The sequence below is a fragment of the Dielma fastidiosa genome (assembly GCF_000313565.1).
In the GTDB taxonomy this organism is placed as follows: domain Bacteria; phylum Bacillota_I; class Bacilli_A; order Erysipelotrichales; family Erysipelotrichaceae; genus Dielma; species Dielma fastidiosa.
In genome coordinates, this window is sequence record NZ_HE578925.1 from 225,245 (window position 1) to 238,789 (window position 13,545).

Genomic DNA, 13,545 nt, shown 5'->3' on the forward strand with positions numbered 1-13,545 from the left:
GCTTCAATTTTTTTATTATTCATCGGTTGGATCTAAAGGCTCTTCAGTATTTGGATCATCCTTGTGATTGTTTTGAGGATCGTTTTTATCTGTATCTGAAGGAGTTTGATTGCCTGGACCAATTGGTTCATTTGGATCAGTAGGATCGGTTGGACGATTTGGCCGTTCATCATCATCTTTAGACTCAATTGTTGTACAGATCTTATTGCTGGCGGCGATACCGTTCTTGTAGGCGTAACTGCCGCAGACCTCAACCTTTTGTCCCGGCATGATCGGCAGTAATTCAGACGCTGTATCAGTGGCATAATCGAAGGAACCAAGACTAATGTTATTGCTGGTTACTTCAACACGGTAAACAACCTCACCGAAGATTGCACTTGGATCGTAAAGCTTTGTACCGGAGAAGTTCGGATAACCTTCAACGCCGTGATATTTGCCGTCAAATGGTTCGAGCTTTTCTGCTTCCGGATATGGCGTGAACTTGAAGTTAACCTTAGAGGTAGCATCGTCAAGCTCAGCAGTAAACGTTTTTAATTCAGATAATTCATCAGGCTTTAATTCATTCAATGTCGCAAATTCACTCTTAATTAAACCGGTCGAAATCATTTCATCCGGGGTTCCTTCAGGAACTGCGTAATAACCATTATCGAAGGCACCCTTCACATGGGTTACTGATACAATGCCTGACGGCTGTTGAATTGCTGACGGATAATTATTTTGATGGATAAAATCAAAGAGTTTTTTATTGATTTGTCCTGGTACATTCAAGAGCATTTTATTCGTATCAAACCAAGTAAACTTACCAGCAACTGGTTCATCATAACCTGCCCATGTAGCGGCTGTATACTTAGAAGTATAAACAACCATCCATTTATCTTTCATGGCAACTTCTGGGATACCGTATGCGAGTCCATCCTGTGCCCAGTCTGTCGTACCGGTCTTACCATAAACAGGATATGGTGAAATCATGATTTGAAGCAGATTCTGCCAATTTGTGCTGACTGCATCTTCAAGCAATACTGACATCAAATAAGCAGCCTGCGGTGAAATTACATTTACAGATTCATAATTAGGTTCAATGCTTTCGGTTTTGCCGTCTTTAAATACAATCTTGCGGATCGTATGCGGCTCAATGTAGTTACCATTATTGGCAAAGATGGAGAAGGCGCCGGCCATTTCAACAGGAGTCGTCGTCATATCAGCACCGCCGATACCATAACCGAAGGAGAAGTCTTCGGCAGTCAGATTTTCAAAGGCTGAGAAGCCGAGCTTTTTCATATGTTCCAGAACTTTGTCAACACCGATTGTATCACACAGTTCCTGAAGGGCTGTAATCGCTGTTGTATTTAAGGAAACAGCTACGGCATACTGATAAGTCACATCACCGCGGTTCTGACCGTCGGCATTATAGAATGGCGTATTTGTACCACGGTATTTCATCGGGGCATCAAGCAGGATATGATCAGTTGCCCAGCCCAGATAATCAAAGGTCAGACAGTAATCAATCAACGGTTTAATTGAAGATCCGGACTGCTTAACTACACCATAAGCACGATTTCGCCGATTGTCGCCGTCATAGCCGCGGCCGCCGCCCAATGCGATGATCTCACCGTTTTGATTATTCATCAGAGAGAAACCAACCTGGAATAGTTCATCATTTTCAGGATAATTAATACCTGCTTCACCATTTAGAATCTGATCCGCTAATTCCTGCGCACCGCGATCCATACTCGTATAGATTTCCATACCGACTACCGTTGGATCAAGGCCGCCGGTCAATTCAATAATTTCTTCACGTACTTTATCGATATAGCTTAAATAAGGAGAGGTTTCAAATACGATAGGCCCGCTCAGCTGGAACGCCAATTCAGTATTGGCTGCTAATTCATGCTCTTCTTCAGTAATATAGCCGTGATACAGCATCAAGTCGAGCGTTTCATTGCGCCGTTCAATGGCTGCGTCATAGTTGTAATATGGATCAAATCCGTTTGGCGCGTTGATAACACCGGCCAGGAAGGCTGCTTCGGATAACGTAACCTGCGAGACATCCTTGCCAAAATAATATTGAGCTCCTTTTTGAATGCCGCGGGCTGGACCGCCAAAGTTGATCAGATTGAGGTACTTCTCAAGAATTTGCTGCTTTGAGATATGACTTTCAGCCTGCATACTTAAGAAAATTTCCTGCACCTTACGGGCAATGCGGACAAAGCCGTTCGGCGCTTTTTCAAGCTTTGACATATGAGATACGTCAATCATCTGCATGGTCAGCGTTGAACCGCCCTGACCAAGATTTCCTTGTTTGACATTTTCAAGCGCTGATTTTATAAAGCGGGGAAGGTCAAAACCATTATGCTTATAGAAACGGGAATCCTCGATAGAAAGGAAGGCATCGACGACAACCTGAGGTATCTGATCATAAGACACATTTTCACGCGTGCCATCCTCACGGCTTAATTCAATAATAACGTTGCCGTCAGTATCATAAATTACCGAGCTTTCCTGAGTTTCTAATGAACTGGCATCATACTTTGGTGCATCAGGATCATTCAGAATGCCATCCAGCAAGTAGAAAGCCGAAACACTGCCGATCAGGACCAGCGAAAGAATAACGATAATGATCGAATTCAGTACCTTAACCCCTTTGCTGCCTTTTTTTATATTGTTGTTATTTTCCATTTTTATCCTCCATGAAATAAAGCTCATCAACATTATCCAGATAGTTCAGACGCGGTGTCAAACCTTCTCTGATCAGTGATCCGTGAGCGCGAATCTCCTGAATCGTTAATGATTTTTTTGTTTCATTGTTATAAGCATCAATCACATATGCAGCATCTAAAAGATAAGTTTCATTCAGGCATGTAAAGCGGATTATGACAAATCCGATACCGCCGTGAAGCAATACTTTTTCAAGATGCTTGATTTGATGCGGGTGAATTGCTTTAAATGTAAAGCTGGTCCGGTTTTTGGTTTCTTTAGCCTCAAAATCAATCGCTTTACCCCGGTAGATGCCGTTATAATCTGTTGTTGAGGGCGTTTTATAATAAGCCTCAACGATCTTGGCGCTGCTTCGTTTGGGATAATCAACTCTTACAACCTGAATCGGCGTCGGTTTCTTATGTATCAAAGCACGGTCAATTTCAATATAATAGTCATTGCTGGCGTTGATATCACTTTCCAGCGTCATGCCGCGTCCCATATGACTGAGCCGGGCATCGACTTTCAGCGCTTCCGCCGCGGACGTCTGCAAAACATTTGTTTTTTTGGTTGGATAACCAATCATAGTATCACCTTTTACTATTATAACCAATTTGCTTTCTTATTTCCATAGCAAACTAAATTGCTTCTGATTTTACTTGATTTTTGTGCAAAGATTTGAGAAACTATTAGGGTGGAAGGTGATTGTATGGACAGAAGATTCAATTTAAAGGTCGAAGATGTGCTTGAAAAGCAGTTTAATATCGATTTTAAAGGTTATGCCGCCAGTGAAGTTGATGAATTTCTGGATATGGTGATCCAGGATTACCAGCAGTATGAGGAAATGATTCAGGAGCTTGGCGCGACGATGCAGAAGTATGAAAATACAATTGAAACCATGAAAGCCAAAATATCTGAATTGGAAACCAGCAGTAAAAATGCTGAAGAACACGTGGCTGCTTACAGCAATGTGGATATTTTAAAACGTCTTTCACGTTTGGAAGCTGAAGTTTTCAAACGCTAAAGTTAACATTTGGGCAACCGCTGACTGCCTGCAGTTAGAGGAAAGTCCATGCTCGCACGTCCTGCGATGGACGTAGTGTTTGTGCTGGCTGAATCAATAAGGCCAGGCAGAGAAATCTGACGGCCGGTAATTCGCCTAAGGGAAACTATGGCGGAACCGTTAATGTGCCACAGAGACGAGCGCTGAAGAAATTCAGCGGATGGAACGGGTAAACCCCACAAGCGAGAAACCCAAATTTGGTAGGGGAATCTGTGTGAATGAACTGAAAGGATCACAGGACATAGCAATATGTAGATAAATGGTTGCCACTTCTTAGGAAGGACAGAACATGGCTTACAAAATGTTGACTTTAAACACTCCTTGTGAGTGTTTTTTAATTTCATCAAAAATGAGGATGATTTTTTAGTGATATTATAGAATATACCCATTCACTTATGACAGCAGCTTGTATGAAAGGAATAAAATTGGCATAAATACAATATTTTTCTTTATGGAATTGCATGTTTAAATGATGATTGGCATTTTACTTAATTTTAGAAGAAAATGGTAAAATTATGTTTTTTCTTGTTGTTTTGATAAATCCGTGCTTTTCTATAAAAAATCGGTTATACTAAATGAGGCAGGTGAGTGGTTCTTGTGTTTATTTACTTTCCTTGCTGAAATTGATATAATAAATTATAATGAATTAAAATACCGACAAAGGGTGATTAAATGAAAGAAATAGGAGAACTTCTAAAACAAAAAAGACTTGAAAAAGGTTACACCATAGATGAAGTCAGTGACAAGACTCGTTTATCTATTCCTCATATTAAAGCGATCGAAGCCGGCAATGTAGATTATTTTAAAAATGATTTACCTTATCTTCGGTATTTTCTGCGTTCTTATTGTGAATTGGTTGATGTTGATTTTGATTCAATCAAGGATCAGCTGCAGGATGTTGTAGAGGAGTATACGCATACTTTTTCTATTAAATCCATGGAAGAACATAAAAAAATTGAAGAGCATGTACGCACGCATAATGCCGAACAGAAGAAAACCCAAAAGAGCAAGAAGCGTAAATCACGCCAGCATATTGATTTTTCATTGATATCTTTTCTGACCATTGTTATTATCGTGATTGCTTCGGTTATATTTGTAGCGGGATTCTTTATTTTAAGAAATATGCAGACACCGCTGCAGCCTAATCCACCGATTGTTACACCGACGCCAAGCGATCAAGTTCCTGATCCTGTACCTGTTGAACCAGAACCTGATCCTGAACCAGAAGCCACGCTGAATGTTTCTGCGAAGGATGCGACGACTTATGTGATCAGCGGTTATGGTGACGCGGAAGAATTGACGCTGACTGTTGAATTTGTGCCGCGCGCGTGGTTCCAGGCTACCAAGGATGGTGTAGTGCTGAGTGATCCAACGGCGAAAATCTATGAATCCGGTGAGACGCTGCAGTTAAAGCTGAATCCGAGTGTGGATAAGGTGCTGGATCTTAGAATTGGTTATTTTGCGGGAATGAAATTTAAAGTGAATGATGTAGAAGTGAAGCTGGATGATTCAATTGCTAATACACCTGGATCATTGACAATCAGCTTTGAAATTGGAGGAAAATCTAGTGAATCTGCCGAATAAATTATCTTGTTTCAGAATGGCAATTGTGCCGCTGATCGTTCTTGTTATGCTGTTTCCTTACGCACAGTTCTCAATTGCAATGCCGGATTTTCAGTTTGGCTTTGTGACCTTGCCATTAAAGAATATTTTAGTGCTGGTGCTTTTCGCAATTGCTTCGTTTACGGATTTCCTTGATGGTCATATTGCCCGTTCAAGAAATCTGATAACTTCTTTTGGAAAATTTATCGATCCTATTGCGGATAAGCTGCTGGTAAATACAATGTTTGTGATGTTTGCCGCAACTGCGGTTGTACCGGTAGTGCCGGTCATTATTATGATTTGGCGGGATACGATTGTAGATGGCCTGCGAATGAATGCGGCGCAGAAGGGAAAGGTTGTAGCTGCCGGTTTCCTTGGTAAACTGAAAACAGTTACGCAGATGCTGGCGATTATAGTGATACTGCTGAATAATCTGCCGTTTGAATTAGTTCGTTTTCCGATGAGTGATTTTTTACTTTGGTTTGCGACATTGATTTCGGTGGCGTCAGGAATTTCTTATTTTATGCAGCTTAAGGATATTATTATGGAGTCAATGTAATGCAGGCATTGGTTGATGCATTGAAAGCAGAAGCGCTGAGTATCGGCACCTGTGAGAGTTTAACCGGCGGTATGTTTGCCTCTGAGCTGACTTCAGTGCCGGGGGTATCTGCTGTTTTTAAGGGTGGGTTTGTTACCTATTGGAATACATGTAAAATTGATGTTGTGCATGTAAGTGCGGAAACGATTGATAAATACGGTGTTGTGTCAGCACCGACCGCAATTGAAATGGCTGAAAAAAGCCGGCTGCTGCTTGAATGCGGCTGCTGTATCTCTTTTACTGGCAATGCCGGTCCTGATGTTTTGGAAGGTAAACCGGCTGGCCTTGTTTACAGCGCGGTGGCTTTTGATGACGCGGTTTATGTTTATAAGCTTCAGTTAAGCGGCGAGCGAAACGCGTTAAGGCATCAGGTATGTGAAGTAATGAAAGAAATTCTGCGGCAGCTTGTGGGAAGCCGGCATGCAGCTGATTTTGAAAAGCAGCATCAAAGATTAATAGAAAATTTAGGCATTATGGAGTATAACGCATATATAAAAAGTGTGAAGGAGCAGAATCATGGATGAAAAGAAAACAGATAAGATGTTAGAGAAGGAAGCGGATAAAAAGGATTCACTGCTTCAAGATACAATTAAACAAATTGAGAAACAATATGGCAAGGGTTCAATTATGAAATTAGGGGACCGTGCCAATGTGGATATTGATGCGATTCCTTCCGGTTCAATTAAACTGGATTTAGCATTGGGTATCGGCGGGTATCCGAAGGGCAGAATTATTGAAATTTATGGTCCTGAATCAAGCGGTAAGACAACCTTAGCGCTGCATGCGATTGCGGAGGTGCAGAAACGCGGCGGCCGCGCGGCTTTTATCGATGCTGAAAATGCGATTGATCCGCTTTATGCACAGAATTTGGGTGTGCAGATTAATGATTTGATTCTGTCACAGCCGGATAGCGGTGAACAGGCTCTTGAAATTACTGAATTGCTGATTAAATCGAATGCAATTGATTTAGTTGTCATTGACTCAGTCGCTGCCTTGGTGCCGCAGGCTGAATTAGATGGTGAAATGAGTGATTCACAGGTTGGCCTTCAGGCACGTTTAATGTCAAAGGCGATGCGTAAGCTGGCGGGAGTGATGAACCGCAGTGAATGTACGGCGATTTTTATTAATCAGCTGCGTGAGAAGGTAGGCATCATGTTCGGTAATCCGGAGACGACGCCGGGCGGCCGTGCTTTGAAATTCTATTCTTCTGTGCGCCTTGATATCCGTAAGAGTGAGGCAATTAAGAATGGCTCTGATATCATCGGTAATAAAGTGAATGTCAAAGTAGTTAAAAATAAGGTAGCGCCGCCATTTAAGGTCGCAGCGATTGAAATTATGTATGGCGAAGGAATTTCCTTTGTCGGCGAGCTTGTCGATTTATGTGTTGATTATGAAGTCATTCAGAAGAGCGGTGCTTGGTTCTCTTATAAGGGAGACAAGATCGGTCAGGGCCGTGAAGCGGTTAAGGCTTATCTTAAGGCGAATAAGGATGTTCAGGATGAAATTTACGGTTTGCTGAAAGAAAAACTGAATGCCAGATAACAAGAGATGCACAGCATCTCTTTTGCATTTTCAGGAATACTTGTTAAGTTTAAATAATTTGGGTTGTGAAATGTGTGAGAATTGTGTAAAATAATAAAGGGAGTTTTATTTACTCTCTCATAAAATGACAAAAGGAGGTCAGAGGATGGAAAATCCTATTACTTTTCTCTTGTCAGGGATGATAGGTTTAGTTCTTGGTATCGTCATTATGGCGATCAGATCAAGGGCTGGTTTAAATAGGGATCAACAAAAGGCGGAGGAAATCCTGAAGGAAGCGAAGGCGAAAGCTGATAATACGCTGAAACAGGCAATCCTGGATGGCCGCACACAAACTCATGAAATGAAGCTTGCTGCTGAAAAAGAAATTAAAGAACGTAAACAGGAAGTTTCGGATATGGAAAATAAATTGCTTCGCAGAGAAGATAATTTGAATTTTCGTGATGAAACTTTAACAACTAAAGAACAGCAGATTGATCAGAAAAACAGTCAATTAACTAAAAAAATGTCTGAACTAGACGAGATGGAAAAGAAACTTCAGGAGAAAATCGATGTCCAGGTAACGGAATTGGAAAGAGTTGCCGCTATGTCGACGAATGAAGCGAAGAAAGAATTATTTGATATCGTTGAAAAACGTATGGAGAATGAAGTAGTTGCATATATCAAAGAAAAAGAAGATGAGGCGAAGAGTGTTGCTGCTGAAAAGGCGCGCAATATCATTGCTTTATCCATTCAGCGTTTATCTCAAGATGAAGCGGTGGAACGGACAGTTTCTGTTGTAACGCTGCCGACAGAAGAGATGAAGGGACGTATTATCGGCCGTGAAGGACGCAATATCAAGGCAATTGAACAGGCTACGGGTGTTGATTTAATTATTGATGATACACCGGAAACTATTACCGTTTCATGCTTTGATCCAATCCGCCGTGAGGTAGCCCGCATCGCTCTTGAAACTTTGATTCGTGATGGCCGCATCCAGCCGGGCAGAATCGAAGAAGTTGTAAACAAGGTGCGTAATGAAATTAATGCCAACATTGTTAAGGTTGGTGAGGATACCGTATTTAAGCTGGGTATCGGTAAGATCGACCGTGAGATCGTTAAATTGATCGGCCGTCTGAAATATCGTTACAGCTATGGTCAAAATGCCCTCCAGCATTCTATGGAGGTTGCTTATCTGACTGGCATGATGGCCGCTGAATTAGGCTTGAATCAAAATCTTGCAAAACGTGCGGGTTTACTGCATGATATTGGCAAGGCACTTGATTTTGAAGTGGAAGGCAGTCATATTGAGCTTGGTTATAAATTCTGTAAGAAGCATGGTGAAAGTGACGTTGTGCTGAATGCAATACAGTCGCATCACGGTGAAGTAGAACCTACTTATCTGATTTCTAATCTTGTACAGGCTGCCGATACATTAAGCGCGGCTCGTCCGGGTGCCCGTTATGAGGCAATGCAGAATTATATCAACCGCCTTGAGGAATTAGAGAAAATTACTAAGAGCTTTGATGGTGTTGATCAATGCTATGCGATTCAGGCAGGCCGTGAGATTCGTGTGCTGGTTCATCCGGATAAAGTGGATGATAACGCATGTACGAAGCTGGCCCGCGGTATTCGTGATAAGATTGAGGCTGAGCTTACTTATCCAGGCCAAATCAAGGTTACGGTTATTCGTGAATTAAGAGCGAGTGAATTGGCTAAATAACGATGAAAATTTTATTTGTTGGTGATGTGGTTGGCAGTGTCGGCCGCCAGATGGTGATCGATACAATTCCGCATCTAAAAGAAGAAAAAGCGATTGATATGGTGATCTGCAACGGTGAAAATGCTGCCCATGGCAAGGGGATTACCAAGAAGATCTACAATCAGCTGATCGCCGCCGGCATTGATGTGATTACAATGGGAAATCATACTTTTTCTAAAAATGATATCCTGCTGTTTATCGATGAAGCCGATCGGCTGGTCAGACCGATGAATATGGAGCCGACGGAACCTGGGCAAAGCACTTGTGTGGTCCAAATCGGCGGTAAAAAAATCGCAGTAAGCAATCTCAGCGGTGAGGTGTTTATGAATAATATCACAGATTCACCGTTTGCCTGCATGGAAGATATTTTAGAGGCATATGAAGATTGTGATCTGCATGTTGTTGATTTGCATGCCGAGGCTACCAGTGAGAAGATAGCGTTTACTTATTGCTTCGCGAACCAGCTGGCTGCCGTTGTCGGTACGCATACCCATGTACAGACTGCCGATGAACGGATCGTTGACGGCTGTGCCGCGATCAGTGATCTTGGCATGTGCGGCCCTTACAACAGTGTGCTGGGGCGTGATATTGATGAAGTGATCGCGCGTTTTACCGGTGAAAAGACGAAATATACAATGGCGTCAGGCCCTGGTATCTTCTGTGGCTTGATCGTAGAAATTGATGATATCAGCAATCGCGCAGTCAGCGTTGAACGGATACAAATTAAGGAAGAAGTGTAAATTTGCACTTCTTCTTTTTTTTCTTCAGTGATTGATTTTTATTCAGTTTCCAGGCTTAAAATACTTGCAGTAGATACAACTTATGTTATAATAGTTAAGAAAGAAAAAGGAGGATTTATCATGCCAGTAAAAATTAACGAAGATACTTGCATCGGTTGCGGTGCTTGTGTAGGTGTTTGCCCAGTTGGTGCATTGTCAATGAACGATGACTCTAAATCAACATGTGATGAAGGAACATGTATTGATTGCGGTGCTTGTGTATCAACTTGCCCAGTAGAAGCCATTTCACAATAAACCAAGCCTTGCTTGGTTTTTTTGGGCTTTAATTTTAAAGGAGAAAATAGAATGAAAGTACATGAAGATTGGATGAAGCCTTCTTTAAAGGAAGCACAAAAAAGAACGGATCAACAGGCTGCGATTGAAAAGAGTCTGTTTAATATACCATTTGAAGCACGTAATATCGGCTGCGGCCGTAAATATTTCCTGCGTACCTACGGCTGTCAGGCTAATGAACGCGATGGTGAAACCATTGCCGGTATTCTTGAGGAATTAGGCTTTGAACAATGTCATACACCAGAAGAAGCTGATTTTATTTTGCTGAACACATGTGCGGTGCGAAAAAATGCTGAAGATAAGGTTTTGGGAGAGCTGGGTTCATTAAAACGCCTGCGCAAGACAAATCCTGATCTATTATTCGGCATGTGCGGCTGTATGGCTCAGGAAGAGGAAATCGTCGATACAATCATCAAAAAATATCCGCATGTGGATTTGGTGTTTGGTACACATAATATTCATCGTCTGCCGATTCTGCTGTATCAGGCAATGATGGCCAGAGAGAAAACGATTGAAGTTTATTCAAAAGAGGGCGAAGTTATTGAAAATCTGCCGGTGAAACGCTTTGGTACCCATAAGGCATGGGTCAATATCATGTATGGCTGTGATAAATTCTGTACATACTGCATTGTTCCGTATACCCGCGGCAAAGAGCGTTCGCGCACCGTTGAGGATATTTTGGATGAAGTGAGAGAACTAAAGGCGGAAGGCTTTAAGGAAGTGACGCTGTTAGGGCAGAATGTCAATTCCTATGGGAAGGATCTGCAGCTGGTGGGCGGCTTTGCCGGCTTGCTTGAAGAAGTCGCGAAAATCGGTATCCCTCGAATTCGTTTTACAACCTCGCATCCATGGGATTTTACAGATGAAATGATTGATGTAATCGCTCGTTATGATAATATCATGCCGTTTATTCATCTGCCGGTTCAATCAGGCAGCAATGAAATTCTTAAAATCATGGGACGCCGCTATACGGTAGAACAATACCGCACACTGTTTGATAAGATTGTGTCTAAAATTCCAGGCGTTGGTTTTTCAACGGATATCATTGTTGGTTTTCCAAATGAAACTGATGAACAGTTCCAAAAAACTTTAGAGCTTGTTGATTATTGTCAGTTTGATAATGCCTTTACCTTTATTTATTCACCGCGTGCCGGTACACCGGCAGCCGCGATGGCGGATAATGTCAGCTTAGAAGTAAAACAGGATCGTCTGAATGAATTAATGGAGCATACAAATCGTTATGCCCGCTTGAAGAATGAGGCTTATGCAGGCCGCGTCGTGAAGGTCTTGGTCGATGGACCGTCTAAGAAAAATGAGCGAGTTTATTCAGGCTATACAGAAACTAATAAGCTTGTCAACTTCACAGCTGATCAGTTGATTCAGCCAGGTGATATCGTCGAGGTTCAGATCACGGATGTAAAGACTTGGTCGTTGGACGGAGAGGCAATTAAAAGTGAATAGTTGTTCACTTTTTTTGTTATTTTTAGCAAGTAGTGGTATAATATGCATAGCGACTTATACTAATAGATTTGAAATATAATTTGATAGAAGAGCATAAAGGAGGAACTTATGGATCAAGTACGCATTTTTGCGCTTGGTGGACTCGATGAAAACGGCAAGAACATGTTTGTAGTCGAAGTAAATGAAGCGATTATTCTGATTGAGGCAGGATTGAAATTTCCTGATTCTGATCAGCTGGGGGTGGAGTTTGTCATCCCTGATTTTAGTTATTTAATAAAAAATAAAGACCGTGTAAAGGGGATATTTATCACTCATGGACACGACGATGTGATAGCGGCGCTGCCTTATCTGCTTAAGCAGATCAAGATACCGGTTTATACTGGCGCGCTGACCGCTAATATTCTGCATGATATGCTGAAAAAAGAAGGCATCCGCGATGTGAAAATTCACAAAATAAAGCGAACCAGCCGTCAGAATGTCGGTGGTGTAACCGTGAGAACATTCCCGATGACGCATGCTTATCCGGACAATTTTGGTGTAGCTATTGAAAGCAGTCAGGGGTATATCGTTTATACCGGTGAGTTTATCATCGATTATGATGTTCTTGAAGAAGAATATATGTGTGATTTGAATGAGCTAAGTGAAATTGGTAAAAAGGGTGTTTTGTGTCTTCTGAATGAATCGGTTTCTGCAGATAAGGAAGGCCATACAGCGCCGAAGCATCGCGTTACGAATCTGATTGAACCGATTTTTGAAGGTGCAGAGCATCGTATTGTGATTTCTGCTTATCGTCAGAGCTTATTCAGAATCATTGAAATCATCGATCTGGCTAGAAAATTTAATCGTAAGATTTTCTTTTATGATAAAGAATTGCGCGCATTGTTAAATCAGATGGAGATATTAGGCTATTATAAGCTGCCTCGTGAAATTGAATTAACTGAAAAACAATTTGATGATGCGATGGATGATGTTGTTGTCTTGATTTCTGACAGCGGTAAGAATTTGTTCAGGAAGATTCAAAACATTGCTATGCATGAAGATAAGAATATTAATTTCCGCAGTGATGATACGATTATTATTGCTTCACCGGTGGTTAGCGGTACAGAATTAGAAGCGGCGAATATGGAGAATGAGATTTACAAGGAAGGCGGCAAGCTGTTTTCTTTGAAATCGAAGACGGTTTATTCTATGCATCCGTCCAGTGAAGACTTAAAAATGATGCTGTATCTGTTTAAACCAAAATATTACATTCCGGTTAAAGGTGAATATCGTCATTTAGTTGTGAATGCTAATCTTGCGACTAAAATGGGTTATCGGCCGGATAAAATCGTGATTTTAGATAATGGTCAGATTGCGGCTTTTGAGAATAAGGTGCTTAAGTCAGTGGCTGATCATATCGAGCTGGAAGATACGATGATTGACGGTAAGGAAAACTGGGATGTTACCGGTGTTGTTTTAAAAGATCGTGAGCTGCTTTCAACGGATGGGGTAATGATTGTTGGTGTATCAATCGATGCTAAAACGAAGAAAATTATCGGCGGCCCGGATGTTCAGACACGCGGCTTGATTTATTTGAAGGATGCGGACTATATCGTGAAAGAAGTCGGCAATATCTGTGAAAATACGATTGAAGCTGAGGTTAAGGATCATGTCTATGAGAATTTGGCAACCCGCACGAATATTCGTGATAAAGTAACTAAATATTTAATGAAAGAAACTGGCAAGCGGCCAATGGTTCTGCCGGTCATTATCGAGATTAATAATAAAGCTTAGC

The 13,545-nt window shown here is 41.6% G+C and carries 12 protein-coding genes and 1 other RNA gene; 11 read left to right on the top strand and 2 right to left on the bottom strand.

What is annotated here, in order from left to right:
* Window positions 1-15: 15 nt before the first annotated feature.
* Window positions 16-2,676 carry a transglycosylase domain-containing protein gene (locus DAHG_RS18995; protein WP_022937599.1) on the bottom strand — a complete coding sequence of 887 codons (2,661 nt, stop codon included), beginning with the start codon at window positions 2,674-2,676 and terminating at the stop codon, window positions 16-18.
* Window positions 2,666-3,280 (bottom strand): Holliday junction resolvase RecU, encoded by a 615-nt coding sequence (recU, locus tag DAHG_RS06820; protein ID WP_022937600.1) that lies wholly within the window; start codon window positions 3,278-3,280, stop codon window positions 2,666-2,668. The genes DAHG_RS18995 and recU overlap by 11 nt, the downstream gene beginning before the upstream one ends.
* Window positions 3,281-3,403: 123 nt before the next feature.
* Here recU and gpsB point away from each other — a divergent pair, with 123 nt between their 5' ends.
* The 11 genes from gpsB to DAHG_RS06870 all read left to right on the top strand — a co-directional run bounded on the left by gpsB (window position 3,404) and on the right by DAHG_RS06870 (window position 13,544).
* Window positions 3,404-3,718, top strand: coding sequence for a cell division regulator GpsB (gene gpsB / locus DAHG_RS06825; protein ID WP_022937601.1), 315 nt, complete (start codon window positions 3,404-3,406; stop codon window positions 3,716-3,718).
* Window positions 3,719-3,723: 5 nt separating this feature from the next.
* Window positions 3,724-4,059, top strand: an RNA gene (gene rnpB / locus DAHG_RS20875) — RNase P RNA component class B.
* A gap of 370 nt (window positions 4,060-4,429) precedes the next feature.
* Window positions 4,430-5,341 carry a helix-turn-helix domain-containing protein gene (locus DAHG_RS06830; protein ID WP_022937602.1) on the top strand — a complete coding sequence of 304 codons (912 nt, stop codon included), beginning with the start codon at window positions 4,430-4,432 and terminating at the stop codon, window positions 5,339-5,341.
* A complete protein-coding gene (gene pgsA / locus DAHG_RS06835) occupies window positions 5,325-5,918 on the top strand; it encodes a CDP-diacylglycerol--glycerol-3-phosphate 3-phosphatidyltransferase (RefSeq protein ID WP_022937603.1) in 594 nt (197 codons plus the stop codon). Before DAHG_RS06830 ends, pgsA begins: the two co-directional genes overlap by 17 nt.
* On the top strand, window positions 5,918-6,481 hold the full coding sequence (locus DAHG_RS19000) for a CinA family protein (RefSeq protein ID WP_022937604.1): 564 nt from the start codon (window positions 5,918-5,920) through the stop codon (window positions 6,479-6,481). The genes pgsA and DAHG_RS19000 overlap by 1 nt, the downstream gene beginning before the upstream one ends.
* A complete protein-coding gene (gene recA / locus DAHG_RS06845) occupies window positions 6,474-7,499 on the top strand; it encodes a recombinase RecA (RefSeq protein ID WP_022937605.1) in 1,026 nt (341 codons plus the stop codon). Before DAHG_RS19000 ends, recA begins: the two co-directional genes overlap by 8 nt.
* Window positions 7,500-7,644: 145 nt before the next feature.
* The gene (gene rny, locus DAHG_RS06850) at window positions 7,645-9,198 is read left to right on the top strand and encodes a ribonuclease Y (protein ID WP_022937606.1); all 1,554 of its coding nucleotides are present in this window, start codon (window positions 7,645-7,647) and stop codon (window positions 9,196-9,198) included.
* Between the two features lie 2 nt (window positions 9,199-9,200).
* Window positions 9,201-9,977: a TIGR00282 family metallophosphoesterase gene (locus DAHG_RS06855; RefSeq protein WP_022937607.1), complete on the top strand. Its 777-nt coding sequence runs from the start codon at window positions 9,201-9,203 to the stop codon at window positions 9,975-9,977.
* Between the two features lie 90 nt (window positions 9,978-10,067).
* Entirely contained in the window at window positions 10,068-10,271 is a 204-nt protein-coding gene (locus DAHG_RS06860) for a 4Fe-4S binding protein (RefSeq protein ID WP_373127456.1), read from the top strand.
* Window positions 10,272-10,322: 51 nt separating this feature from the next.
* On the top strand, window positions 10,323-11,771 hold the full coding sequence (miaB, locus tag DAHG_RS06865) for a tRNA (N6-isopentenyl adenosine(37)-C2)-methylthiotransferase MiaB (RefSeq protein WP_022937609.1): 1,449 nt from the start codon (window positions 10,323-10,325) through the stop codon (window positions 11,769-11,771).
* Between the two features lie 108 nt (window positions 11,772-11,879).
* A complete protein-coding gene (locus tag DAHG_RS06870; protein WP_022937610.1) occupies window positions 11,880-13,544 on the top strand; it encodes a ribonuclease J in 1,665 nt (554 codons plus the stop codon).
* Window position 13,545 lies beyond the last annotated feature (1 nt).

Coding starts and splice junctions, on each gene's coding strand:
- DAHG_RS18995 (WP_022937599.1), bottom strand. CDS start 2,676: ATGGAAAATAACAACAATATAAAAAAAGGCAGCAAAGGGGTTAAGGTA.
- recU (WP_022937600.1), bottom strand. CDS start 3,280: ATGATTGGTTATCCAACCAAAAAAACAAATGTTTTGCAGACGTCCGCG.
- gpsB (WP_022937601.1), top strand. CDS start 3,404: ATGGACAGAAGATTCAATTTAAAGGTCGAAGATGTGCTTGAAAAGCAG.
- DAHG_RS06830 (WP_022937602.1), top strand. CDS start 4,430: ATGAAAGAAATAGGAGAACTTCTAAAACAAAAAAGACTTGAAAAAGGT.
- DAHG_RS19000 (WP_022937604.1), top strand. CDS start 5,918: ATGCAGGCATTGGTTGATGCATTGAAAGCAGAAGCGCTGAGTATCGGC.
- recA (WP_022937605.1), top strand. CDS start 6,474: ATGGATGAAAAGAAAACAGATAAGATGTTAGAGAAGGAAGCGGATAAA.
- rny (WP_022937606.1), top strand. CDS start 7,645: ATGGAAAATCCTATTACTTTTCTCTTGTCAGGGATGATAGGTTTAGTT.
- DAHG_RS06855 (WP_022937607.1), top strand. CDS start 9,201: ATGAAAATTTTATTTGTTGGTGATGTGGTTGGCAGTGTCGGCCGCCAG.
- miaB (WP_022937609.1), top strand. CDS start 10,323: ATGAAAGTACATGAAGATTGGATGAAGCCTTCTTTAAAGGAAGCACAA.
- DAHG_RS06870 (WP_022937610.1), top strand. CDS start 11,880: ATGGATCAAGTACGCATTTTTGCGCTTGGTGGACTCGATGAAAACGGC.